Below are 24669 nucleotides of genomic sequence, written 5' to 3'. Positions count from 1 at the left end.
GGGATTGGCCGAGGCCTCGCCCGCGTCGCCGGGGCCCGTCCCGGCGGCCTCGCCCGCGCCGTCCTCCTCGCTGCTGCTCAGGCGCGCGGCCTCGCGCACGGGGCGGTAGCGCACGGTGTCGCCGGGCGCGATGAGCGCGGGCCGGTCGGAGCTCGCGTCCCAGAGGGCCACGTCGGTGGAGCCGATGAGCCGCCAGCCGCCCGGCGAGGTGCGCGGGTAGATCGCGGAGAACTCCCCGGCGAGCCCCACCGCCCCCGCTGGCACCGCGGTGCGCGGCGACTCGAGCCTGGCGACCGAGCGAGCTTGGTCGGCGTCGGCGGGCGCGCAGTAGGCGAAGCCGGGCGCGAAGCCGCCGAACGCGGCGGTCCACTGGGTGCCCGAGTGCCACTCGACGAGTGCCTCTTCCGACAGGTCGAGCTCGTCTGCGACCTCGGCGAGGTCCTCCCCGTCGTAGACGACGGGCACGTCGATGACGCGGGCCTCCGACTGGTCGGGCGGGCCGGGCTCGAGGCCCTGGATAGTGTCGCGCGCGGCGTGCGCGGCGGCGGGCGCGTCGAAGGTGAGAAGCACCGAGCGGGCGGCGGCGACGGCGTCGACCTGGCCGTCCAGCGGGGAGCCTGAGAGCTGGGCGCGCCACGCGGCGACCGCGTCGAGGTCGGGGAGCTCGATAAGCAGGCCGCGGCGGCCCACGGGTCTGATCTCGATGTCGGCCATCTTTTTTAGGCCCCCACCGCGGGGCGCAGCTCGACGCCCGCCTCGTCGAGGGCCTTCACGATCGCCTCGGTCATCGCGACGGAGTCGGGGGAGTCGCCGTGCACGCAGATGGAGTCGGCGGCGACGTCGACGACGCTGCCGTCCACGGCGGTGACCGTGCCGGAGCTCGCGAGCCCGAGGACCCGCTCGGTGACGGCGTCGGCGCCGTCCAAGAGGTCGCCGGGCTTCCCGCGGGGAACGAGCGTGCCCTCAGGCGTGTAGCCGCGGTCGGCGAACGCCTCGCGCACGACGGTTAAGCCCGCGTTTTCCGCCTCCTCGATGGCGACGCCGCCGGGCAGCAGCACGATCGGCAGGTCGCTAAAGGCGCGCACGCCCGCGACGACGGCGCGGGCCTGTTCGCGGTTCTTGACGATCGCGTTGTAGAGCGCGCCGTGGGGCTTGACGTAGCCGACCCTCGTGCCCTGGGAGCGGGCGATCGCGTCGAGCGCGCCGATCTGGTAGAGCACCTCGTCGGCGAGCTCCTCGGGGTCGTAGTCGATAAACCGGCGGCCGAAGCCGGCCTGGTCGCGGTAGGCGACGTGCGCGCCCACGGCGACGCCGCGCCTGGCCGCGGCGCTCGTTGCGGCGCGCATGGTGCGCGCGTCGCCGGAGTGGAAGCCGCAGGCGATGTTCGCGCTGGAGATGAGCGCGATCATCGCCTCGTCGTCGGCGACGGGCACGCCGCCGTTGGCCTCCCCGAGGTCGGCGTTGAGGTCGATGCGGGCGCCCGCAGCGGTGCCGGACATGGGTGCCTCCTTTGTCAGGTCTCGCGGCGGCGGGAGGGTAAGCCCCGCCACGCAGATTGTTGAACAATGCTGTGCGCCACTCTAGCGCGCACCCGTGTCCGCGGCCGGGGAGGGGCCGCCCGCGGCGGCGCAGGTCCTCGGCCGCGCCCGAATTGAACGACGTTCAGCCTTGCGGCTAGTGTGATCCCCGCAACCCTCCCGGCCGCGCGGCGCGCCCGGGTCGAGGGGTGGCACGGTTCGATCGACTCACGGATTTAAGGAGAGGGCCGATGGCTAGCGAGGTGCTCAAGCGGGCGAGGGAGACCGCCCTGGACAGGGGCGAGGGGATCGGCGAGGCGGACGTCCTCGAGGTCCTCACCCTGCCCGAGGACGACATCCCCGAGGCGCTCGCGCTCGCCCACGAGGTGCGGCTGAAGTGGTGCGGCGACATGGTCGAGGTCGAGGGGATCATCTCGCTCAAGACCGGCGGCTGCCCCGAGGACTGCCACTTCTGCTCCCAGTCGGGCCGCTTCGAGACCCCGGTGCGCGCGGTGCAGCTCGACATCGCGGAGCTCGTCGAGGCCGCGAAGAACACCGCGAAGACCGGCGCGACCGAATTCTGCATCGTCGCGGCGGTCAAGGGGCCCGACGAGCGGCTCATGCGCCAGGTCGAGGAGGCCATCCGCGCCATCCACGCGGAGGTCGACATCGAGGTCTCCGTCTCTATCGGCATCCTCGACCGCGAGCAGGCCTTCCGCCTGAAGAAGGCGGGCGCGCACCGCTACAACCACAACCTCGAGACCGCCAAGTCGAACTTCGAAAACGTCGTGACGACCCACTCGTGGCAGTCGCGGCGCGACACCCTCGACCTCGTGCGCGAGGCCGGCATGGAGATCTGCTCCGGCGGGATCATCGGGATGGGCGAGTCGCTCGAGCAGCGCGCCGAGTTCATCGCGGAGCTCCAGCGCATCGACCCCGAGGAGGTGCCGCTCAACTTCTTCGACCCCCGCCCCGGCACCCCGTTTGCCGACTACCCCGTCATCGAGACCCCCGACGCGCTGCGCGCCATCGCGGCGCTGCGGCTCGCGCTGCCCAAGCAGATCATCCGGTATGCCGGCGGCCGCGAGCTCGCGCTTGGCCCCGAGGGCACCGAGGCCGGGCTGCTCGGCGGGATCAACGCGCTCATCGCCGGCAACTACCTCACCACCCTGGGCCGCCCCGCGGAGCAGGACCTCGACATGCTCGGCAAGGTGCAGCTGCCCCTCAAGGTCCTCAACCGGGTCGTGTAGGACAACAAGTCATGGTCGATGCACGACTCGCCCGCGAGCGCGGGCTTCTAGGGGAGCTCGCCGAGGCCGTCGTCCTCGGCGACGCGCCGAAATTCCACCCCTACAGCGGCGGGCCGGCCGCGGACGCGACGCGACTGAGCCCGGGGGCGGCCGCGGGCCTCGAGCCGCCGCGCTACTGCCAGCTGTGCGGCCGGCGCATGAAAGTGCAGGTCCGCCCGTCCGGCTGGCAGGCGACCTGCTCGCGCCACGGGAGCCTCGATTCCGAGCTCCTTGAGTAGCTCGTCGGGGCGCGCTGAACCTCCGCTACACTGAGTCTCAATTCCAATAACGGAATCACCGACACAGTCCACGGAGGGATACGTGAAAACGATGACGAGCGGCCGCCGCGTGGCGGTCAGCGTCGCCGTCGCCGCCCTGGCGGCCGGGGGGCTTGCGACCCCGGCGCTCGCCGGGCCGGACGACGGCAAGTTCGTGGCCACCCAGCGCCACGTCGACAGCCCCAAGATCTTCTGGCAGGACGGCGGCTTCAACCTCCGCTCGGAGGCGGGCCGGCAGACCCGCCCCATCGAGGAGACCGTCAACTGGCTGAGCAAGGGGCAGCCCGGCGCCAAGGCCTCCTACATCGGGAAGGTCGACGACGACCCGCGGCAGTCGTTCCTCGGCAAGCCGGGCGACCTCATCTGGGACGCGCCCGCCTACTGGTCGAGCGGCGAGTCCATCTGGTCGGGCTTCGGCGCCGACACCAACATCCCCGCCGACGGCTTCAAGGACGGCTCCTTCACCCTCGACCTCGTCGGCTTCGACGGGCCGGGGCGGGTCGACTACCACACCGCCACCGACGAGGACTTCCCCGTCACCCGGCTGCTCTCCAGCCACGAGCCGGGGCTGCGCTCCGCGTGGATCAAGCCCGGCACCCACACCCACAACCGGACGAGCTTTTCCAAGCCGGGGCGCTACGAGCTGCAGTTCCGCGCCTCCACCCGCGACAAGGACGGCAACTTCGTCGCCTCCGAGCCGCAGACGCTCGTCTGGCAGGTCGGCGGCACCGCCCCGAAGGAGGACGGCATCGGCGACGTGCGGGCCGCCTTCGACAAGGCGCCCGCCGAGGGCGAGGCGAAACCGACCCTGACGATCGGGAAGCACGACAAGAACGGCTCCAAGATCCCCGGCGCCCAGCACCTCAACGAGCTGAGGCTCGACACGGGCAACAAGAAGGACACCGGCACCGCCGTGTTCTTCATCGACGGCTACTACCTCGCCGAGGTCCCCGTCGAGGGCGGCAAGGCCGTCCACCCGGAGTTCCTCGGCTCCCAGGCCGCCGACTACCAGGCGGTGTTCATCCCCGCCGACGGCGCCGAGAGCCCCCGCTTCGTCACCGAGCCGCTGAGCTTCACGCGCGGCGACGACGAGGCCAGCACCCAGAAGACCGCCGGCGAGTACCCCACCCCGGCGACCAAGGACCCCGCGCCCGAGTTCCGCGACGAGGACGTCGAGGTCTCCGACCGGGGCGTCACCCTCGAGGTGAAGCACCAGGGCGACGGCGAGGTCGCCATCGAGGCGACCCCCGACGACGAGCGGCTCACCTTCCAGGTCATGGGCACCCTCGACGGGCACTGCTACCAGGACGTGCAGTTCACCTCGTCCGAGGGGATGCGCAGCCAGGTCGAGCACGAGGCCGAGTGCCGCGAGCCCGAGGAGATTAAGTCCGCGGACCTCACCCTCATCCCGGACAGCCGCGCCAACGTCGGCGCGATCACGCTGAGCGGGCAGGAGCTCGCCGCGAACAAGCCGCTGCACCTCGAGTTCCCCGAGGCGCCGTTCGTGCCGCGCGAGGGCGGCGACGCGAAGCCCCCGGCCAAGCCGGGCCCCTCGGACAAGCCCGACCCTTCTGGGAAGCCGGATCCGTCCACGAAGCCCGATCCCTCGGAGAAGCCCGACCCGACCCCGCCGGTCGAGCCGAACCCGCAGCCGCCGGCCGAGTCCGGCGACGTGAAGGTCTGCCGGCCGACCGCCCTGGACGCGACCCCCGTCGCCATCGACGGCGGCCACGTGGACCTCGGCCCCGTCGAGACCGACGCCGGGCTCGAGCTCGCCGTCGGCGACGAGACCGGCCAGCACGCCAAGGAGCGGGTCGACCGCCTGCCCGAGGCGGCCACCCTGGTCGTCGACAAGAAGATGCGCCGCCCGGTCCGCGAGCGCGAGCTCGAGGCCGCGCCGTTCCTCAAGGACGCCGGCGACGAGATCTACCACCTCGACCAGACGCAGCACGGCAACCAGCTGTGGCCCGGGTTCAGCACCGAGCACGCGCCCGGCGACGCGAACTACGCCGTCGAGCTCGAGCCGGTCTCCGCGCCCGAGGGCGCGAAGTGGTGGGCCTACACCCTCAACCCGATCGACCGCAGCCACGAGATGCTCGCCTCGAGCGAGGGCGCGTCCCGCATCGAGCGCCCCGAGCGCTTCCACCTGCACAACTCGTGGTCCTTCTCGAAGCCCGGCACCTACGCCATTAAGGTGCGCGCCGTCGAGGTCGGCAACGACGACAACGCCACCGACTGGGCGACCGTGACCTTCGAGGTCGCCCCGGACGGCGAGGTCACCCCGCCCGCCGGCGAGAACTGCGACGGCGAGGGCGGGCAGCCCACCCCGCCGGGTGGCAGCCAGGAGCCGCCGACCGGCCAGACGGACCCCGAGGGCCCCACCGACGGCTCCGGCAGCGACGAGGTGCCGCCGGCCGACCCACCGAGCAAGGACGTCGAGCCGGGCGCCCAGCCCGAGGACAAGGGCGACCCCGATAACCCGACCGAGGTCGGGGACCGCCCCGCCGGCGAGAAGGGCGACGAGCACAAGCCCGAGGGCGAGGGTCAGAACCCCGGCGCGCAACCCGGTGCCGGCTCCCACGCCGCGCCCGGCCAGAATGCTGCGCCGCAGCCCGTCGCCGCCGGCCACCAGGCCGAGGCGCAGGGCGGCTCGCTCGCGCGGACCGGCGCGAACGTCGCGACGATCGGCGCGATCGCCCTGGCGCTCCTCGCGCTGGGCGGCGCCGCGGTCTTCTTCGGCCGCCGCCGCAAGGGAGACCAGTCCCAGGAGAGCTAGAAACCTAGGGGCTAGCTAGCCGATAGCGCGGCCACCGGGCGGACCCAGGGTCCCCGGCGGCCGCGTTTTCCGTATCCCCGCTGTAGCGGCGCCGGCCGCGCCGCCTGCCCTGGTTGCCGCCTTTCGGGCGGCCGTTACCGTGGGCGGGGGAGAGAACGATTCCCGCCGATCCGAGGCCCGAGGCGCGCCGCCGCGCGACGAGCTTTCGGGCCCGCCCGGCGGGTGGCCCTCGACGAGAAAGGACACCATGGCGGCGAACACGACCGAGCCCGACGAGTTGCTCAATCTCGCCGCGTGGGTGCTCTTCTTCCTCGGGCTCGTGGCGGGCTGGCTGCCCATGCCGTGGTTCTGGGCAGGGCCGGCGCTCGTGGGGTGCTCGATCGTTTGCGAGTTGAGGTACCTGCTGCAGAAGAGGCGTGCCCGCCGCGACGAATAGCGGCCCCGCGCGGACCGTGGCGTGATCTCTCTGCCGGCGCCCCGAGAGATGACTGCGCCCGCCGCCCGGGAAGACCCGGTGCGGCGGGCGCTGAGGCTTCGCGGCTAGCGGAGACTAGTCGTCGACGCGGTTGCCGTCCTCGTCGTACTTGTAGAAGCCCTCGCCGGTCTCGACGCCGAGCTTGTTCTCGTCGACGTACTCCTCCTTGAGGCGCTTGACGAACTCCTTGCGCCACCCGGCGCCGGCCTCCTCGATCTTGTCCTCGGAGATTGCGAAGACGGTGCGCAGCCCGATGACATCCATGATCTGGAAGGGGCCGTTGTTCACGCCCATGCCGATGGTCCAGTCGCGGTCGATGTCCTTGAAGTCGGCGACGCCGCGGGCCCAGAGGCTCTGGCCGGCCTCGAGGAAGGGCACGAGCAGGGAGTTGATGATGTAGCCCGGCTCCTCCTTGTTGAGGACGACGGGGTCCATCTGCATGTCGTTGGCGTAGGCCTCGAGCTCCTCGACGTACTTCTCGTCGGTCTTCTCGGTGGGCATGATCTCCGCGAGGCGCTGGACCCACAGCCGGTTCGCGAAGTGGAAGGACAGGAAGCGCTCCGGCGCGCCCGAGGCGTCCGCGAACGAGCTCGGCAGCAGGGTGGAGGTGTTCGACGTGAAGATGGTGTGCTCCGGGGCGGCCTTGCCGACGTCGGTCCAGACCTTCTTCTTCAGGTCGATCTTCTCGGGCACGGCCTCGATGACGAGGTCGGCCTCCTTGACCGCCTCCTCGAGGTCCGCGGTCTGGGTGATGCGCCCGGAGGCCTCCGAGAGCTTCTCGTCGGTCGCCTCGTCGGGAAGGGCGGTCTTGTAGCTCTTCTTAATCGACTCGAAGCGGTCCTGCGCGGCCTTGAGCGCGTCGTCGTTGATGTCGTAGCTCACGACGTTAAAGCCGGCGTAGGCCGACTGGAAGGCGATCTGCGCGCCGAGCACGCCGGCGCCGAGGACGGTGACGTTCTTGATGGACGTAGCCATAGGTTCTTCCTCCTTTTGTCTATCGGAACCCTCTGCCTTCCGTTGTACCCCCACTCACGCTTATTGGCATCGCGCTGCAGGCCGTAGGGCCGGCGGCGCGGGCGCGGCGGGGGCACAGCGGGGCGCGGCCTTACCAGTTGAGCGGGTTGCCGTCCTCGTCGTACTTGTAGAAGCCCTCGCCGGTCTCGACGCCGAGCTTGCCCTTGTCGATGAAGTCCTCCTGCAGGCGGCGGGCGAACTCCTGGCCCCACTCGGCGTCCCGGATGCCGGGGTTGGTGCGCGTGGAGTTAAGAATCGTGCGCAGCCCGATGATGTCCATGATGCGGAAGGGGCCGTGCGGGTCGCCGTGGCCGAGGTGCCAGTCGCGGTCGATGTCGCGGTAGTCGGCGATCCCGTCGATCCACAGCTGCACGCCGGCGGTGACGAGGTTGCCCAACAGCGTGTTGAGCAGGTAGGCGGGGTGCTCCTTGCGCAGCACGATGGGCACCATGTCCATCCGCTTGGCGTAGTCCTCGACCGCGTCGACGACGTCGTCGTCGGTCTTCGGGGTGGGCATGAGCTCCGCGAGGCGCTGAGTCCACAGCCGGTTGGCGAAGTGCAGCGCCACGAAGCGCTCCGGGGCGCCGGAGGAGTCCGCGAAGTCGCTCGGCCGCAGCCTGGAGGTGTTCGTCGCGAACAGCGTGTCCGGGCCGGCGATCTTGCCGACCTTCTCCCAGAACTCGCGCTTGAGCTCGAGGACCTCGGGCACCGCCTCGATAATGAGGTCCGCGCTCGAGACCGCCTCCTCGAGGTCGCTGGTGAGCGTCACGCGCTCCCGGGCGGCGTCCACGGCCTCCTCGGTCGCGGAGTCGAGGTGGAGGAGGTAGCTGCGCTTGATGGACTCGTAGCGCTTCTTCGCGGCCTCCACCGCGTCGTCGTCGATGTCGTAGCTCACCACGGGGAAGCCCGCGTACGCCGCCTGGAAGGCGATCTGCGCGCCCAGCACGCCGGCGCCGAGGACGGTGACCTTCTCAACTTTCTTCGCAGCCATCGCTGCCACGTCCTTTTTGAAAGGGAGTTTCTTCTTGTGGCACCGAATATAACCGAACCAAAGGGCGAGGCGCGGGGTAGTTAGTAGGCAAATGTTGTTGCGGATCGCTCGCCAGGGCCGGCGCCGGTACCGGCCCCGGCGGGCGCCCGCGGGGGGCCGGGTTCCGGACGGTGATGGGTTAGCGCTCCCGGCACACCTCGACGGGGTTGCCGGCCTCCAGGCACTCCGCCCACTCGAGCTGCCCGCGCACCCAGGGCGAGACCTCATCGCGGCTCACCGGCGGGCACGCCTCGCCGGGGCGCACCCACGCGCCGCTGGCCGGGCAGTGCACCGAGGGCGCCGGGGTGGCGCACCCCTGGGTGAAACCAGACGAGCCGTCGGTGAAGACCGTGTTGCGCCACTGGGTCGCCTCGCCCGCGGGGAGGCAGTGGGAGACGTCGAACGAGCTCGGCGCGCCGCCGGCGATCCCGGACATCTGGTCCTGGCAGAACTGGGTCCAGCCGCTCGTGCCGTCGGCGAAGAACGTCGTGCCCCGCTCGTGGATCGACGGGTCCCCGCAGGAGGAGATCGCGAGGTCCGGGGCCGAGCCGGGTTCGGCGGGGGAGAAGCCGGCGGGCTCGCCCTCGGGCGCGGCCTCCTCGGGCTCGTCGCGCTCGCGGTCGGGCTTCTCGGCGGGGCGCTCGTTGCTCCTCGTCGTGGTGGCGCTCGCCGCGGCCGAGGAGGAGGTCGTGTCGTTCTCGGGGCGGTCGTCGGCGTCGCCGGCGCAGCCGCCGGCGGCGAGCAGCGCGCCCGCGAGGGCCAGCGCGCCGAGCAGGGTGGTCGTCCGGGCCATGGATGTCGGTCCCTTCGTCGTCGTCGGGGGAAGGCCGGGACCCGTACTCGAGGCGTCGGCCGTCGTTACTACCGGGATACTATCTATCGCCCCGGACGCGGCCCCGGGCCGAGGCCGGGCGGCGCCCGCGCGGCGCCCGCGCGGCGCGCGGTAGGGCGCTGGGGCGCGTCCCTCTTCCTAGGCCCCGGCGGGGGCGGCCAGCGCCCCGGCGAGCTCCTCGACGAGGCGGTCGACGTGCTCCTCGGTGTGGGTCGCCATGAGCGTGACGCGCACGATCTCCCCGCCGCGGGGCACGGTGGGATACCGGATCGCCGGGGCGAAGAGCCCGGCCCCGCGCAGCCGGCGCGCGGCCGTCACCGCGACCCCGGCTCCGGGCGCGGGCACCGCGACGATGGGGCCCGTCCCGGGCAGGGCGGGGATGCCCGCCTCCTTGAGGCCGCCGCGCAGCCGGGTGGTGAGCCGGGCCAGGCGCCCGCGGCGCTCGGGCTCGCCGGCGGCGAGGCGCACCGCGGCGAGCCCCGCGGCCACGGCCGGCGCCGCCAGCGCGGTGGAGAACACGTAGGTCCGGGCCTTCTGTCGCAGCAGCTCGCACACCTCCTTTGAGGCGCACACGAAGCCGGCCTCCCCGCCGAGCGCCTTGCTCAGCGCGCCGACGAGCACGTCCGGCCGCTCGGCGCCGGCCTCCTCGAACGCGCCCCGGCCGGCCGCGCCCAAAACGCCGATGCCGTGCGCGTCGTCGACGACGAGGGCCGCGCCCCGGCGCCGCGCGGCGCGGGAGAGCTTGGCGATGGGAGCGAGATCCCCGGACATGGAGAACAGCCCGTCGGTGACGACGATGCCGAGCGCGTCCGGCGCGGCGGCGAGCGCCTCCTCGGCTGCGGTGGCGTCGAGGTGCGGGTAGACCGCGAGCCCGGCGCCGGCCTGCCGCGCGGCGCGGGCGCCGTCGATGATGCTCGCGTGGTTCGCCGCGTCCGAGCAGACGAGACGACCCTTTTCGCCCAGCGCGCCGAGCAGCCCGACGTTCGCGCTGAAGCCGCTGCCGAAGAGCACCGCGTCGGGGTAGCCGAGCCACGAGGCGAGCTCGGCCTCGAGCTCGAGGTGGAGGTCCGTGGTGCCGGCGGTGAGCCTCGATCCGCCCGAGCCCGCCCCGAGCCTCCGGGCCGCGGCGGCGGCCGCCTCGACGACGCGGGGGTGGGTGGCGAGCCCGAGGTAGTTGGCGCTCGCGAAGTTGACGAGCCGCTCGCCGTCGACGACGGACACCGGATCCTGCGCGCTTAAGAAGCTCGCCGGGCGGCGCTCGAGTCCCGCCGAGCGCCACTCGTCGAGCGCGGCGGCGCACGCCGCCTCGAGCGGGCCTTTGGCGGGGTGCGGGGCGTCGGTCGAGGCCACGGCGGCCTCCTTCCTTGGCTCGGGTAGCGCCTGGGTGGGCGAGGGGATATCCGGTGTTCAGCGTCGGAATTGAACAGTGTATAGCTAGGGGGCATGACGCGCATCACCGCACCCGAAGGCGCCGCGTGGCCGGCCGAGCGCGTGCTCGCCGCCGACCGGGCCCACGTCTGGCACCCGTACGCGCCCCGCACTCGCCCGGAGGACGCGCTCGTCGTGCGCTCCGCCCGCGGCACGAGGCTGACCCTTGCCGACGGCCGGGAGCTCATCGACGCGATGAGCTCGTGGTGGGCGGCCTGCCACGGGCACGGCCACCCGCACCTCCTCGCCGCGGCGCACCGGCAGCTCGACGAGATGGCCCACGTCATGTTCGGCGGGCTCACCCACGGGCCCGCGGCGAGGCTCGCGGAGCGCCTCGTCGCCTTCGCCAACCGCCGGCCCGGCGGCCGGGGGCCGAAGCCGGCGCTCGACTCGGTGTTCTTCTCCGACTCGGGCTCCGTCGCCGTCGAGGTCGCCATGAAGATGGCGCTCCAGGCGCAACGCGGCCGCGGCCTCCCCGAGCGCACCCGGTTCCTCACCTGGCGCGGCGGCTACCACGGCGACACCCGCGCCCCGATGAGCGTGTGCGACCCCGAGGGCGGCATGCACTCCCTGTGGCGCGGCGTCATCGAGGAACAGGTCTTCCTCCCCGAGCCGCCCGCCCGCGGCTCGGACCGGGAGGCCATCGACGCCTACCTTCGGGACGCGCAGGAGCGCATCGACCGCCACGACGCCACCCACCCGGAATCCCGAATCGCGGCGCTCATCGTCGAGCCCGTCGTCCAGGGCGCCGGCGGGATGCGCTTTCACGACGACGAGCTCGTCGCCGGGCTCGCGGAGGTCTGCCGGGAGCGCGGCATCCTCGTCATCCTCGACGAGATCGCCACCGGCTTCGGGCGCACCGGCGCGCCGTTCGTCGCGGCCCGGGCCGGCGTCTCCCCGGACGTGTTGTGCGTGGGCAAGGCGCTCACCGGCGGGGTGCTGAGCTTCGCCGCGACGCTCGCGACGGGGGAGGTCGCCCGGCTCGTCGACAGCCCCGACGGCGGCGGGTCGCTCATGCACGGCCCGACGTTCATGGGCAACCCGCTCGCCGCCGCCGTCGCCAACGCCGCGCTCGACCTCGTCGAGGACGGCTACTGGGAGCGGGCCGTGCCCGCCATCGAGGCGCGCCTCGAGACCGGCCTCGAGCCACTCGCCGGGGAGCCGGGGATCAAGGAGGTGCGCTGCCTCGGCGCGATCGGCGTCGTCGAGCTCGACGACGAGGTCGACGCCCGGGCCGCGACGGCCGCCGCCGTCGAGGCCGGGGTGTGGCTGCGGCCGTTTCGCAACCTCGTCTACGCCATGCCCCCGTTTACCTGCACCGAGGAAGAGATCGACCGGATCGCCGCAGGGCTTTCCGCCGCGGCGCTCGCGGGAAGGAGGAGTAAGTGATCGCTCTCGTCACCGGAACCGGAACCGACGTCGGCAAGACCGTCGCCACCGCGGCGCTCGCCGCGACGCTTAAATCCCGCGGCAGGAGAGTCGCCGCCGCCAAGCCCATCGAGACCGGCGAGCCCGAGGGCGCGGGCGACCTCGCGGCGGTGCGGCGCCTCGCCGGGGTGGAGGAGACCTACAACTTCGTGCGCCTCCCGGAGCCGCTCTCCCCGGTGATGAGCGCGAGGCGCGCTGGCCTGCCCCAGCCCAAGCTCGACGACATCGCAGCAAGGCTAGAGGAGATAGACCGGCCCGACCGGGTGCTTCTCGCCGAGGGCGCCGGCGGGCTGCTCGTCGAGCTCGGGGAGGGCTGGACGATCGCGGACCTCGCGGGCAAACTCGGCGCGCCGCTTCTCGTCGTGACCTCGAGCGTGCTCGGCAGCCTCAACCACCTCGAGCTCACCCTCGAGGCCGCGCGGCGCCGGGGGCTGCGCGTCGCGGGCGTCGTCGGCGGTTGCCTGCCGGCGACGCCGGACCTCGCAGCCAGGCTCACCGCCGAGGAGATGGCGGCCGCCGGCGGGGACGCGCCCTGGCTCGGCGGTGTCCCCGAGGGCTCGGGCCGCCTTTCCGGTGCGGAGTTCGGCGAGCTCGCGCCCAGCTGGCTCGACGGGGAGCTCCTCGAGCGGCGGCTGAAAGAGACGGCCGGGCCCGCGCGGGCCTAGGGCTCGTCCTCGACGACGAGCGCGAGGTTGAGCGAGGAGAACTCGTAGCCGCCAGGGCCGGGCGCGCCCAGCGCGGCGAGCTCATCCCCCAGCCCCGGGGAGACCGGCACCACCCAGCCGCGATCGGGGTCGAGGACCGGCGGGTCGTCGGGGTTCTCGGCGGGCTCGAAGGTCACGGTCCGCTCGCCCTCGCGGCGCAGCCGGAACGCCCGGCCGGATCCCGCCTCCCGGCACAGCAGCGAGGCGGCCTCCGCGGTGGTGGTGACGACGACGAGGTCCTCGGCGGTGTGCACGTGGAGGACGCCCGCCTCGTAGGCGAGCACCCGGCCCCGGCGCCGGCGGCGAAACAGCGGCGACATGACTTTGTCTCGGGCGCTGCTAGATGTCGGCCATGAGTGGCTCGATGACGAGGTCGGGGTTCTCCTTGGCGACGAAGTTGAGCTTCCACTTGTCGGAGAACAGCGCGATGAGCGCCCCGTCGGTGCGGGTGAAGACCTCCACCGAGCGCTGCGCGGCGAGCTTCTCCGCGCTCTCGCGGTCGGTGCGGCGCGCGACCTTGTAGGGCACGGGCGCGGTCTCGGTCTCGACGTTGTACTCGTTGTCCATGCGCGCCTGCATGACCTCGAACTGCATCGGCCCGACCGCCGCCATGACCGGGGCGGCGTCGCCGCGCGCGTCGTTGCGCAGGATCTGCACCACGCCCTCCGCGTCGAGCTGCTCCAGGCCCTTGCGGAACTGCTTGTACTTGCCGAGGTGGCTCGCCCGCAGGGTGCGGAAGTGCTCGGGCGCGAACTGCGGCATCGGCGGGAACTGCACCTTCTTACCGGTGTAGATCGTGTCGCCCGGCGCGAGCGAGCCGGCGTTGACCATGCCGACGATGTCGCCGGGGTAGGCGGTCTCGACGGTCTCGCGGCTGCGGCCGAAGACGGTGAGCGCGTACTTCGTGGAGAACGTTCGGCCGGACTGCGCGTGGGTGACCTGCATGCCGCGGGTGAACTCCCCGGAGACGACGCGGAGGAACGCGAGCGTGTCGCGGTGCTTGCGGTCCATGCCGGCCTGCACCTTGAACACCACCCCGGAGAACTCGTCGGCGGGCTCGCGGCGCTCGTCGATGGCGCCGGTCGCGGCCTCGAGGGCGGCGGGGTCGCTGGACCTGCCGCGCGGGGCGGGCGCGAGGCGGCAGAGGGTGTCGAGGATCTGGTGGACGCCGAAGTTGAGCATCGCGGAGGCGAAGATGAGCGGGGAGGTCTCGCAGGCCTCGAAGAGCTGCTGGTCGTGGGTCGCGCCGTCCGCGGCAAGCAGCTCGGCCTCCTCGGCGGCGGTGCTCCACGCCTCGCCCTCGCGCGCCTCCGCGGCCTCGGGGTCGAGGTGCTCCTCGGGCGCGATGGTCGAGCCGCCGGCGGTGCGCTCGAAGCGGATGTACTCCTCCGGCTCGCCGCCATCGCCGACGCGGGCGAGGCCGCGGAAGTCGCCGGCCTCGCCGACGGGCCAGTAGAGCGGGGTGGGCTGCAGCCCGATCTCGGAGACGATCTCGTCGACGAGCTCGAGCGGGGCGCGCCCGACTCGGTCCCATTTGTTGATGACGGTGACGATCGGCAGGCCGCGGGCCTTGCACACCCGGAACAGCTGGAGGGTCTGCGGCTCGAGGCCCTTGGCTGCGTCGATGAGCATGACGGCCGCGTCGACGGCCATGAGCACCCGGTAGGTGTCCTCGGAGAAGTCCGCGTGGCCTGGCGTGTCGACGAGGTTGATGATGTAGGGCTCGCCCTCGTGGCCCTCCGGTGCGTAGGGGAACTGCAGCGCGGACGACGCCACCGAGATGCCGCGGTCTTTTTCCATGTCCATCCAGTCGGAGACGGTGGATTTGCGCCCGGCTTTGCCGTGCACGGCGCCCGCCTCGGCGATGACGTGCGCGTGCAGCGCGAGCGCCTCGGTGAGCGTCGACTTGCCGGCGTCCGGGTGGGCGATGACCGCGAACGTGCGGCGGCGGGCGGCTTCGGCCGAAAGCGAACTCATGTAGGCAGAGTCTAGGCGCGCGGGGACATATCCCCCGCACCCGCCCGAGCGGCGGCCGCTAGCCGCGGCGGCAGTGGATCCGGTGCTGGGCGCGGGCGAGGCCCTCGGCGACGACGAGCCGAGCTGCGAGCGCCGCGGTCTCCTCGGCGTCGTCGTCGGGCGCGGCCTCGGGCGCGAGCACGTAGTCGGGCACGCGCACCCCGCTCGGCGGGCGGCCGATGCCGACGCGCACCCGGGGGAACGCCGCGGAGCCGAGCGCGAGCGCGAGGGATTTGAGCCCGTTGTGCCCGTTGTCCGAGCCGCCGGCCTTGATGCGCACCCGGCCGGCGGCGAGGTCGAGCTCGTCGTGGAGGACGACGACGCGCTCGGGCGCGACGCCGAGGCGCTCCGCCAGGGGGCCTACCGCCTCGCCGGAGGTGTTCATGTACGTCGTGGGCCTCACGAGCAGCGCGGCCTCCTCGCCGAGGCCGACCTGGGCGACCTCGGCGGGGATTCCCGAGACCTGGTGGAAGGCGGCGCCCTCCTCCGCGGCGAGGCGCTCGAGGGCGCGCCGTCCCGCGTTGTGGCGGGTCCGGGCGTAGCCGGCGCCCGGGTTGCCCAGCCCCACGACGAGCCAGCCGGCCTCGAGCGAGGCGGGCTCCTCCCGCTTCGGTCCGATGCCCAGCATCGAAGCGAGGCGCCGCAGCGCTCCTGCCATGGGGATCCCCCTCGGTTCGCCCCGCCGGGGAGGGGAGGTCGGCTAGCCCCGGCTTCTCTTCCGATCGCCCTCATCCTAGCTGTACTGTTCCGAGGCGGTTTCTCCCCCGGAAGCAGCCCGGCTAGGGTAGACGAGGCTATGGGAGCTAAGGATAGGGTTTACGCGGCAGGCCGCTCGCGGCGCAAGAGCCGGGTGCGGGTGACGGACAACCCGCTGGGCTTAAGGATCAAGAAGCGTTGCTGCGGGAGTGCGCCGCGCTGCGTCAACTGCCCGGTCGTCTACCTCCGCCTGGAGCGCTCCGGGGCGTGGAGAAGGAACGACGAGAACCTCCCGAGGGAGCTCAAAGAGGCCCGTCGCCGCTAGCTAGGGGCGGAAAGCCCTAGAAGTCCTCGAGGAGGCGGATCGCCTCGTCGATGGCGAGCGGCAGCTCGGCGCGCTCCTTCGAGTTGAAGGGCTTGAGCACGAAGTCCGCGGGCGCCTGGCGGCCCGGCGGGCGGCCGATGCCGACGCGCAGCCGGGCGTACTTCTTCTCCCCGCCGGACTTCGACAGCGCCGCCGAGATGGAGCGCAGCCCCTTGTGGCCGTGGTCCCCGCCGCCGACGTCCAGGCGCGCCTCCCCGAGCTCGAGGTCGAGCTCGTCGTGCACCGCGACGAGGTTGCGCGGCTCGACGGAGAAGAACCTCGCTAACGCCTGAGTCGGGGTGCCCGAGCCGTTCATCGGGCAGCGCAGCAGAGCGAGAATCGTCTTGCCGCCCGAGCCGGGCACGAGCGGGGGCAGCTCTGCGAGCTCGGTGTTGGTGCGCCGGTGGACGGTGAAGCGCTCGCCGCGGGAGCGGGCGAGCTCCTCGACGACCATGCGGCCCAGGTTGTGGCGGGTGCCAGCAAAGCGAGGGCCGGGGTTGCCCAGGCCCACCACCAGGCGCGTCGCGGAGCCCATGTCGCGGGTGTCCTTTCGTCGGGGGAGAATTGCGGTCTCGCTGAAGAAGGATACGAGGCTAGGACCCCGCCGGGCGGGCGGCGCCGCCGCGAGGGGAGCGGGAGACAGCCGAAGGCCGGCGCCGCCGCGGTGCTCGCGGGGCGCCGGCCTTCTAGCAAAGAAGACGGCCGGGTGTGGCTTTACTCGTCGTCGCCGGACTCCTCGGCGGCCTCGGGCTCCTTGTCGGCGGAGCCCTGCTCGGCGGCCTCGGCCTCGGCCTCGAGCTCCTCGTCCTGCTCCGGCCAGGAGATCGACGCGATGACGGTCTCCGGGTCGGCGACGAGCGTGGTGTTGCCGGGCAGCTCGACGTCGGAGGCGAGCACCTTGGAGTCGGCCTCGAGGCCCTCGACGGAGACGGGCAGCTCGTCGGGGATGTCGAGCACGTCGGCCTCGACGAGGAGGACGTCCGCGTCCTGGAGGACGACGGTGCCCGGGAAGGGCTCGCCCTCGAGGACGAGCGGGACCTCGACCTCGACCTTCTCGCCGCGGGTGATGGCGAGGAGGTCGATGTGGTCGATGTCGAGGCTGAGCACGTTCTGCTCGATGCTCTTGACCATGGTGAGGTAGTTCTCGCCGCCGACCTCGAGGTCGACGATGGCGTTGACGCCGTTGTCGCGCACGAGCTGCTCGATCTCGAGGAGGTCGATGGCGAAGTGGACGGGCTTCTCCAGGGAGCCGGAGTAGATCACGCCGGGGACCTTCCACTGGCGGCGCAGGCGGCGCGCGGCGCCCTTGCCGAACTCGGTGCGCTCCTCGGCCTTGAGGGTGGGGTACTTCTTGGCCATGACGCTTGGCATCTCCTTCTGTCAGCGGTTATCGGCACCCGCCCGCCCTCAACGGTTGCCTGGCCCGCGGGGGCCCGGCGGCAAGAGAGGGCGAACGGCTGGTGTTTCGCGGCGAACCGGCGGGGGCTTCGAGGAGAGACCGCGCGGGGAGCACTCGCCTTGGATCAAGGGGCCCGGGTGCGGCGCCCGCCCAGAGACGACTGCGGCCCCGCGGGCTCGCCGTCGTCAACGAGCCGCCGCGGGGCCTGGCCGCCCGGGAAGATCCAAGCCCTCCGGGCGCGGGGCGCGGCGGTCGCGGGAGAAACCCCGCGCGCCGCGCCCGAAATCAAGCACAACCGTCGCGTCGATCACGGCCCCGGGGCGGTTCTCCCGCACCGGCGCCCTCGCCGAGACAGCGGCAGATCCTAGCACGCCATAGCCCCCGGCGGGAAACCCGCCGGGGGCGACCCTCACCCGTGGGCCCGAGCCGCGCGCGAGCCGGGTGGGGGAGGGGAGAGGGGGCCTTAGGCCGAGCCCTCGAAGAGGTGGGTGACCGAGCCGTTCTCGAAGATCTCGCTGATCGTGCGGGCGAGCAGCGGCGCGATCGAGAGCACCGTGAGGTTGTCCCAGCCCTCGGTGGACTGCGGCAGCGTGTCGGTGGTGATGACCTCGCGGGCGCCGCAGCCCGCGAGCCGCTCGCGGGCCGGGCCGGAGAACACGCCGTGGGTCGTGGCGATGACGACGTCCTTCGCGCCCGCCTCGCGCAGCACGCGGCACGCGCCGGCGATCGTGCCGCCGGTGTCGATCATGTCGTCGACGAGCACGCAGTTCTTGCCCTCGACGTCGCCGACCACGCGGTTGGTGACGACCTTGTTCGCGACCTCGACGGAGCGGGTCTTGTGGATGAAGGCCATCGGCGCGCCGCCGAGCGAGTCCGCCCACTTCTCCGCGGTCTTCACGCGGCCCGCGTCCGGGGAGACGACCGTGATGTTGCTCAGGTCGTAGTTGTCGCGGATGTGGTCGGTGAGGATGGGCATGGCGTGCATGTGGTCGACCGGCCCGTCGAAGAAGCCCTGGATCTGGTCGGTGTGCAGGTCGACCGAGACGATGCGGTCGGCGCCCGCCGCGGTGAGCAGGTCGGCGACGAGCCGCGCGGAGATCGGCTCGCGGCCGCGGTGCTTCTTGTCCTGCCTGGCGTAGGGGTAGAAGGGCAGCACCGCGGTGATGCGCTTCGCGGAGCCGCGCTTGAGCGCGTCGATCATGATGAGCTGCTCCATGAGCCACTTGTTGAGCGGCTGCGGGTGCGACTGGAGCACGAAGCAGTCTGAGCCGCGCACCGACTCCTCGTAGCGCACGAAGATCTCCCCGTTGGCGAAGTCCTGCGCCGCCATGGGGGTGAGCTCGATGCCGAGGTTGCGGGCGACCTGCTCGCCGAGCTCCGGGTGGGCGCGCCCGGAGAAGAGCATCATGTTCTTCTGGTTTTGCTTCCAGTGGGAAGACATCGCGAGGTCAACTAGCCTTTCTGTCGCTGCCAACGATGCGCGGGACCGCCTGAGGGCGCCCACGGGACGACCGGGCGGAGGATGTCCTCCTCCGCGGGGTATCCCTAGGGCCCCTCGGGGGCGTCGCCGGCCGCGTCCTCCCGGGCGCGGCGGGCCGCCTCTGCGGCGGGGGTGCCAGGCCGCTTGCGCTCGACCCAGCCCTCGATGTTGCGCTGCTTGCCGCCGGAGACGACCAGCGCGCCGGCGGGCACGTCGTCCTTGATGACCGTGCCCGCGCCCGAGTAGGCCCCGTCGCCCACGCTGACCGGGGCGATGAACATCGTATCGGAGCCGGTTCTCACGTGGGAGCCGACCGTGGTGTGGTGCTTGTCGACCCCGTCGAAGTTGACGAACACCGAGGAGGCCCCGATGTTCGACTCCTCGCCGATCGTCGCGTCGCCGACGTAGGTGAGGTGGGGGACCTTCGAGCCCGCCCCGATGATCGCCTTCTTCGCCTCGACGAAGCCGCCGAGCTTCCCGCGCTCCCCGAGCCGGGTGCCGGGCCGGATGTAGGTGTAGGGCCCGACCTTCGCGTCGGCGCCGATGACCGAGTCGAACGCGTGGGTGCGCACGACGCTGGCGCCCTCGCCGACCTCGACGGCGTCGAGGGTGGTGTCCGGGCCGATGAGCGCGCCGTCGGCGATGACGGTGCCGTTCTTGAGCTGGGTGCCCGGCTCGATGGTGACGTCCCGGCCGATCCGCACGTCGACGTCGATGAAGGTGGTGTCGGGGTCGACGATCGTCGCGCCGCCGCGCATCGCGGCCTCGACGACGCGCCGGTTGAGCTCCTTGCCCGCCGCGGCGAGCTGCACCCGGTCGTTGACCCCGGAGAGCTCCCGCGGGTCGGTCGCGGGGTGCGCCGCGACCGTCTTGCCGTCGCCGCGGGCGATGGCCAGGACGTCGGTGAGGTAGAGCTCGCCCTGCGCGTTGTCGGAGTCGAGCCGCTCGAGCGCGTCTTTGAGCACCGCCGCGTCGAAGGCGAAGACGCCCGAGTTGACCTCGTCGATGCGGCGCTGCTCGTCGGTGGCGTCCTTCTCCTCGACGATGCTCAGGACCTCGCCGCTGTCGCCTCGCACGATGCGCCCGTAGCCCGTCGGGTCATCGAGGGTGAGGCTCAAGACCGTGACGGCCGCGCCCGCCTCCTCGCGGGCGGCGGCGAGCCCCCGGATCGTCTCCGCGCGCAGCAGCGGCACGTCGGCGTTGGTGACGACGACGGTGCCCTCAAAGCCCTCGATGGCCGACAGCCCGCAGGCGGCGGCGTGCCCGGTGCCGAGCTGCTCCTCCTGCACCGCGGTGGCGATCCCCCGCCCGAGCTCGTCCGCGACCTGCTCGACGGCGGGGGCGACCTGCTCGCGCTGGTGGCCGACGACGGCGACGAGCTCCTTCGGGTCCGCGTCCGCGGCGGCGTGGAGGCTATGCGAGAGGAGGCTGCGGCCGCCGATGGCGTGCAGCGTCTTCTGCGTGGCCGAGCGCATGCGCGTGCCGGCGCCCGCGGCGAGGACGACGACCGCCAGCGGGGCGGTGGTGGGGCTGGTCACGAAAGCGGACCTCCTTGGGCGTGTGGGGCTGCTCCTGGAGCCCGCGGGCCCGGCGGGAACGCGCCCCGCCCGGGCCCTGCGGGCCTGGGCTTCCCCACAAGGACTCGAACCTTGAACGACGGTACCAAAAACCGTAGTGTTGCCGATTACACCATGGGGAACCGCGCGGGCGGCCCGGCTGCCTGGCGGCGGCGCCCCTTACTGAAGGGGCCGCGCGGCCCGCCAGAGGCCCCGCGCGAATGAAAAGTCTAGCCGATGCCAGCTAGCGCCCTAAACCAGTTCCGGGCCCCGGCACGGCGGGCGAGCGGCGCCCCGGCGGGGCTAGGCTAAGGCTAGCGGCGGCCGCGAGGGCCCCCGGCGCACCTCAGATATCCCTTCGGCGCCGGCGGGCCCTACCGGCGCGCGCCGCGCCCCCGGCGGGCGAGACACACCCCGGGCGCGGCGCCCGGGAGCCTTCATCGCGGCGCCCGTCGTTGCCTGTTCGTCACGTATATAAGGAGCATCCACTGGTGGCCAACGCCGCATCGCACCCCGCCGGCGACGAGCGGGAGGCCTCTCAACCCCCGCTCGCCGGCCTCCTCGACGTCGCGGCCCGGGACTCGAAGCTTCTCGGGCTCGCCGAACGGGTCGGGGATTCGCGGCTGCACCTCACCGGCATCGACCAGGTGCGCCCCTGGGCGCTCGCGGCGCTCTCCAAGAGGGCGCCGCTGCTCGTCGTCGCGGCCTCCGGGAGGGAGGCCGAGGACCTCACCGCCGAGCTGCGCGCGCTCATCGGCGACGCGCTCGACCGGCCCGCCGGCGCGGAGGGCCGCTTCGGGGCCGTGTACTTCCCCGCGTGGGAGACCCTCCCGCACGAGCGCTTAAGCCCCGGCGCGGACATCGTCGGGCGCCGCGCGCAGGCCATCCGCCACGCCCCGGACGCCGCGGTGGTGGTGACCTCGGCGCGCGGCGCGGCCCAGCCGATCCTTCAGGAGGCGCCGGGGCGCGAGCCCATCGCTCTCGTCGAGGGCGAGGACCAGCCCTTCGACGAGCTCACCTCGAGGCTCTCCTTCTACGCCTACGAGCGCGTCGACATGGTCGCGCGCCGCGGGCAGTTCGCCGTGCGCGGCGGGATCGTGGATGTCTACCCGACGACGCTCGACTACCCGGTGCGCGTCGAGTTCTGGGGCGACGAGGTCACCGAGATCCGCCAGTTTTCCGTCGCCGACCAGCGCACCTTAGACGAGGTGGCCATCGACGCCGTCGAGGTGTTCCCGGCGCGCGAGCTGCTCGTCACCGACGGCGTCGCCGAGCGCGCGGCGAAGCTCGCGACGGAGCACTCCGGCAACGCCACCCTCCAGGAGACGCTCACGACGATCGCGGAGGGCTCGCCCACCGACGGGATGGAGGCGCTCATCCCCGCGCTCGCGGACTCGCGGCTCGTCCCGCCGAGCGAGCTGCTCGGCACGGAGCGCCACGTGGTGGTCGTCTCCCCGGAGAAGGTCGAGCGCCGCATCGAGGACCTCCAGGAGACCGACAAGGAGTTCCAGCGCGCCGGCTGGGAGGCCGCCGCGATGGGCGCCTCCGGGCCGGTGGACGCCGCGGGCCTCGACCTCGAGGCGAGCTCGTATCTCTCCCTTCAGGCGCTTCGCCACGCCGCGGAGCGCGCCGGGCAGGCGTGGTGGACACTCGCGCCGACCGGGATGATGGCCGCCGCCGAGGAGGAGACCCTCCCGCTCGACTACGAGCCCGGCCCCGCGCCCCGCGGGGACCTGAAGGCCATCGACGAGGCGATGGCGGGCCTGAAGAAGCACGTCGCCGCCGGCGGGCGCGCCGCGTTCGTCAGCCCCACCCGCGGCTTCGTCAAGCGCATGGCCGACCGCTTCCTCGAGCAGGCGATCCCCGCCCGGATCTACGAGCCCGGCGAAAAGCCCGCCTCGGGCGAGGTCGCGCTCTTCCAGGCGCTCAGCCACGCCGGCCTCGTCTTCCCCCGGCTCCGGCCCGCCGGCGACGAGGGCGCCACGGAGGAGGAGTCGGGCTCGCTCGTCGTCGTCACCGAGACCGACCTCACCGGCAACCGCGTCGGCGACATCGCCGGCGCGAAGCGCAAGCCCGCCAAGCGCCGCAACCGCGTCGACCCGCTCGCCTTGAAGAAGGGCGACTTCGTCGTCCACGAGACCCACGGCATCGGCCGCTTCGTGAAGATGGCCGAGCGCACCATCAAGGCCGGCGAGGAGACCTCCAGGCGCGAGTACGTCGTGCTCGAGTACGCGCCGAGCAAGCGCGGCCAGCCCGCCGACCAGCTGTGGGTGCCGATGGACTCGCTCGACCTGTTGAGCAAGTACAACGGCTCCGAGACGCCCTCGCTGTCGAAGATGGGCGGCTCCGACTGGAAGAACACGAAGAAGAAGGCGCGCGCCGCCGTCCGCGAGATCGCCGGCGAGCTCGTCAACCTCTACGCCAAGCGGCAGGCCGCGCCGGGCCACGCCTTCGGGCCCGACACCCCGTGGCAGCGCGAGCTTGAGGACAACTTCCCGTTCGTCGAGACCGAGGACCAGATGACCGCCATCGAGGAGGTCAAGGCCGACATGGAGCGCGCCACCCCGATGGACCGCGTGGTGGTCGGCGACGTGGGCTACGGCAAGACCGAGGTCGCGGTGCGCGCCGCGTTCAAGGCCGTCCAGGACGGCACCCAGGTCGCGGTGCTCGTGCCCACGACGCTGCTCGCGCAGCAGCACATGCGCACCTTCGAGGAGCGCATGGCCGGCTTCCCCGTGACGATTAGGCAGCTCTCCCGCTTCAACACCCCCGCCGAGGCCAAGGAGGTCATCGCGGGGCTCGCGGACGGCACCATCGACATCGTCGTGGGCACCCACCGGCTGCTGCAGACCGGGGTGCAGTGGAAGAACTTAGGCCTCGTCGTCGTCGACGAGGAGCAGCGCTTCGGCGTGGAGCACAAGGAGCACATCAAGGCGCTGCGCGCGCATGTCGACATGCTCACCATGTCCGCCACCCCGATCCCCCGCACCCTGGAGATGTCCATGTCCGGGATTAGGGAGATGTCCACCATCCTCACCCCGCCCGAGGACCGCCACCCGGTGCTCACCTACGTCGGCCCGCAGGAGGACAAGCAGGTCGCCGCGGCCATCCGCCGCGAGCTGCTTCGCGACGGGCAGGTGTTCTTCATCCACAACAAGGTCAAGGACATCGAGAAGCGCGCCCGCGCGCTGCGCGACCTCGTGCCCGAGGCGCGCATCGTCGTCGCCCACGGGCAGATGACCGAGGAGGCCTTAGAGCGCACCGTGCAGGGCTTCTGGGACCGCGAGTACGACGCGCTCGTGTGCACCACCATCGTCGAGACGGGCCTCGACATCGCCAACGCCAACACCCTCATCGTGGAGAACGCCCACCACATGGGGCTCTCGCAGCTCCACCAGCTGCGCGGCCGCGTCGGCCGCTCCCGGGAGCGCGGGTATGCCTACTTCCTCTACCCGGCCGGCCAGACCCTGTCCGAGACGTCGTATGACCGGCTCTCCACCATCGCGCAAAACAACGACCTCGGCGCGGGCATGGCGGTGGCGATGAAGGACCTCGAGATGCGCGGCGCGGGCAACGTGCTCGGCGCGCAGCAGTCCGGCCACATCGAGGGCGTCGGATTCGACCTCTACATGCGCCTCGTCGGGGAGGCCATCGACGCCTACCGGGCGCTCGCCGACGGCAAGCCCGTCGACGCCACCGACCAGGGGCCGAAGGAGATCCGCGTCGACCTGCCCGTCGACGCGCACATCCCGGAGAAGTACATCAACTCCGAGCGGCTGCGCCTCGAGCAGTACCGCAAGCTCGCCGAGGCCGGCGGCGAGGACGACCTTCAGGCCATCGCTTCCGAGCTGCGCGACCGCTTCGGCACCCCGCCCGGCGAGGTGGAGCGCCTCTTCGCCGTGGCGAGGCTGCGCCTCCAGGCGCGCGCCGCGGGGATCGCCGACATCGGGATGCAGGGCAACCGCATCAAGATCCACCCGGTGGAGCTCTCCGACTCGAGGCAGGTGCGCCTCAAGCGGCTCTACCCGGGCGCGACGATCCGCGCCGCCGCGCAGGCCGTGCTCGTGCCCATGCCCAAGGCCGGGCGCACGATGGGCTCGCCGGCGCTGCGCGACGAGGAGCTCCTCCAGTGGGTCGTGGATTTCTTGAGCGACCTCTTCGACATCGACCGCGTCGGCGTGCGCGGCGGCGAGCCGCCCGAGCGCGAGGAGCCCCGCGCCCAGGCCGGCTCACGGCGTGGCGAGCGCGAAACCACCAGCCGCGCCCGCTCCCGCTCCCGGGGCCGCCGCGGCGGGCCCGGGCGTAGGCCGCGAACCATCTCGGTGGGGGAGTAGCGCAGGAATTCGAGGCGCGCGCCGCCTCCGGGCGGCGCGCCGCCCGGTCGGTC

The 24669-nt window shown here is 72.5% G+C and carries 21 protein-coding genes; 8 read left to right on the top strand and 13 right to left on the bottom strand.

Annotated elements, in window-relative coordinates; all coding sequences use genetic code 11:
• Nucleotides 1–714 (bottom strand): 5-oxoprolinase subunit B family protein (locus HMPREF9719_RS09375; RefSeq protein WP_004600284.1); only part of this gene is annotated, 714 nt, incomplete at its 3' end.
• A 5-nt stretch (nt 715–719) separates the two neighbouring features.
• Nucleotides 720–1499: a LamB/YcsF family protein gene (locus HMPREF9719_RS01950; protein ID WP_004600283.1), complete on the bottom strand. Its 780-nt coding sequence runs from the start codon at nt 1497–1499 to the stop codon at nt 720–722.
• A gap of 269 nt (nt 1500–1768) precedes the next feature.
• Between HMPREF9719_RS01950 and bioB the strand changes: the two genes are divergently transcribed.
• From bioB to HMPREF9719_RS01930, 4 genes are all read left to right on the top strand, one after another.
• On the top strand, nt 1769–2767 hold the full coding sequence (gene bioB / locus HMPREF9719_RS01945; protein ID WP_004600282.1) for a biotin synthase BioB: 999 nt from the start codon (nt 1769–1771) through the stop codon (nt 2765–2767).
• Between the two features lie 11 nt (nt 2768–2778).
• Complete coding sequence (gene bsaP / locus HMPREF9719_RS01940) at nt 2779–3045, top strand: biotin synthase auxiliary protein BsaP (RefSeq protein WP_004600281.1); 267 nt, start codon at nt 2779–2781, stop codon at nt 3043–3045.
• A gap of 91 nt (nt 3046–3136) precedes the next feature.
• A complete protein-coding gene (locus HMPREF9719_RS01935; RefSeq protein ID WP_004600280.1) occupies nt 3137–5860 on the top strand; it encodes a choice-of-anchor M domain-containing protein in 2724 nt (907 codons plus the stop codon).
• Nucleotides 5861–6107: 247 nt separating this feature from the next.
• Nucleotides 6108–6296, top strand: a complete 189-nt coding sequence (locus tag HMPREF9719_RS01930; protein WP_004600279.1) for a hypothetical protein — start codon at nt 6108–6110, stop codon at nt 6294–6296.
• Nucleotides 6297–6410: 114 nt separating this feature from the next.
• Here HMPREF9719_RS01930 and HMPREF9719_RS01925 read toward each other — a convergent pair whose 3' ends face one another.
• From HMPREF9719_RS01925 to HMPREF9719_RS01910, 4 genes are all read right to left on the bottom strand, one after another.
• Complete coding sequence (locus HMPREF9719_RS01925; RefSeq protein ID WP_004600278.1) at nt 6411–7310, bottom strand: 3-hydroxyacyl-CoA dehydrogenase; 900 nt, start codon at nt 7308–7310, stop codon at nt 6411–6413.
• 130 nt (nt 7311–7440) lie between these two features.
• Nucleotides 7441–8340, bottom strand: a complete 900-nt coding sequence (locus tag HMPREF9719_RS01920; protein ID WP_004600277.1) for a 3-hydroxyacyl-CoA dehydrogenase — start codon at nt 8338–8340, stop codon at nt 7441–7443.
• Between the two features lie 178 nt (nt 8341–8518).
• A complete protein-coding gene (locus HMPREF9719_RS01915; RefSeq protein ID WP_004600276.1) occupies nt 8519–9172 on the bottom strand; it encodes a hypothetical protein in 654 nt (217 codons plus the stop codon).
• 177 nt (nt 9173–9349) lie between these two features.
• Entirely contained in the window at nt 9350–10561 is a 1212-nt protein-coding gene (locus HMPREF9719_RS01910) for an aminotransferase class I/II-fold pyridoxal phosphate-dependent enzyme (RefSeq protein ID WP_004600275.1), read from the bottom strand.
• Nucleotides 10562–10654: 93 nt separating this feature from the next.
• Here HMPREF9719_RS01910 and HMPREF9719_RS01905 point away from each other — a divergent pair, with 93 nt between their 5' ends.
• Both HMPREF9719_RS01905 and bioD read left to right on the top strand, forming a co-directional pair.
• Nucleotides 10655–12028: an adenosylmethionine--8-amino-7-oxononanoate transaminase gene (locus HMPREF9719_RS01905; protein WP_004600274.1), complete on the top strand. Its 1374-nt coding sequence runs from the start codon at nt 10655–10657 to the stop codon at nt 12026–12028.
• Nucleotides 12025–12732: a dethiobiotin synthase gene (bioD, locus tag HMPREF9719_RS01900; RefSeq protein WP_004600273.1), complete on the top strand. Its 708-nt coding sequence runs from the start codon at nt 12025–12027 to the stop codon at nt 12730–12732. Before HMPREF9719_RS01905 ends, bioD begins: the two co-directional genes overlap by 4 nt.
• Here the strand turns inward: bioD and HMPREF9719_RS01895 are convergent.
• The 3 genes from HMPREF9719_RS01895 to pth (HMPREF9719_RS01885) are packed head-to-tail and all read right to left on the bottom strand — an operon-like array spanning nt 12729 to nt 15445.
• The gene (locus tag HMPREF9719_RS01895) at nt 12729–13091 is read right to left on the bottom strand and encodes a hypothetical protein (protein WP_004600272.1); all 363 of its coding nucleotides are present in this window, start codon (nt 13089–13091) and stop codon (nt 12729–12731) included. The two genes, bioD and HMPREF9719_RS01895, sit on opposite strands and share 4 nt — an antisense overlap.
• A 19-nt stretch (nt 13092–13110) precedes the next feature.
• Nucleotides 13111–14748, bottom strand: coding sequence for a peptide chain release factor 3 (locus HMPREF9719_RS01890; protein ID WP_004600271.1), 1638 nt, complete (start codon nt 14746–14748; stop codon nt 13111–13113).
• 58 nt (nt 14749–14806) lie between these two features.
• On the bottom strand, nt 14807–15445 hold the full coding sequence (gene pth / locus HMPREF9719_RS01885; protein ID WP_004600270.1) for an aminoacyl-tRNA hydrolase: 639 nt from the start codon (nt 15443–15445) through the stop codon (nt 14807–14809).
• A gap of 198 nt (nt 15446–15643) precedes the next feature.
• Here pth (HMPREF9719_RS01885) and HMPREF9719_RS09370 point away from each other — a divergent pair, with 198 nt between their 5' ends.
• Nucleotides 15644–15808, top strand: a complete 165-nt coding sequence (locus HMPREF9719_RS09370) for a hypothetical protein (protein WP_237737865.1) — start codon at nt 15644–15646, stop codon at nt 15806–15808.
• Nucleotides 15809–15824: 16 nt separating this feature from the next.
• On the opposite strand, the gene pth (HMPREF9719_RS01880) is transcribed toward HMPREF9719_RS09370, so the two are convergent.
• From pth (HMPREF9719_RS01880) to glmU, 4 genes are all read right to left on the bottom strand, one after another.
• The gene (gene pth, locus HMPREF9719_RS01880) at nt 15825–16382 is read right to left on the bottom strand and encodes an aminoacyl-tRNA hydrolase (RefSeq protein ID WP_004600268.1); all 558 of its coding nucleotides are present in this window, start codon (nt 16380–16382) and stop codon (nt 15825–15827) included.
• A gap of 179 nt (nt 16383–16561) precedes the next feature.
• Entirely contained in the window at nt 16562–17206 is a 645-nt protein-coding gene (locus HMPREF9719_RS01875) for a 50S ribosomal protein L25/general stress protein Ctc (RefSeq protein ID WP_004600267.1), read from the bottom strand.
• 503 nt (nt 17207–17709) lie between these two features.
• Nucleotides 17710–18687 carry a ribose-phosphate diphosphokinase gene (locus HMPREF9719_RS01870; protein ID WP_004600266.1) on the bottom strand — a complete coding sequence of 326 codons (978 nt, stop codon included), beginning with the start codon at nt 18685–18687 and terminating at the stop codon, nt 17710–17712.
• 104 nt (nt 18688–18791) lie between these two features.
• Nucleotides 18792–20264, bottom strand: a complete 1473-nt coding sequence (gene glmU, locus HMPREF9719_RS01865) for a bifunctional UDP-N-acetylglucosamine diphosphorylase/glucosamine-1-phosphate N-acetyltransferase GlmU (RefSeq protein ID WP_004600265.1) — start codon at nt 20262–20264, stop codon at nt 18792–18794.
• A 509-nt stretch (nt 20265–20773) separates the two neighbouring features.
• Here glmU and mfd point away from each other — a divergent pair.
• A complete protein-coding gene (gene mfd / locus HMPREF9719_RS01855) occupies nt 20774–24616 on the top strand; it encodes a transcription-repair coupling factor (RefSeq protein WP_004600264.1) in 3843 nt (1280 codons plus the stop codon).
• The last annotated feature ends 53 nt before the right edge of the window (nt 24617–24669 follow it).

The sequence above is a fragment of the Corynebacterium otitidis ATCC 51513 genome (assembly GCF_000296405.1).
Taxonomy (GTDB): domain Bacteria; phylum Actinomycetota; class Actinomycetes; order Mycobacteriales; family Mycobacteriaceae; genus Corynebacterium; species Corynebacterium otitidis.
This window is presented reverse-complemented; position numbering and strand designations above follow the sequence as displayed.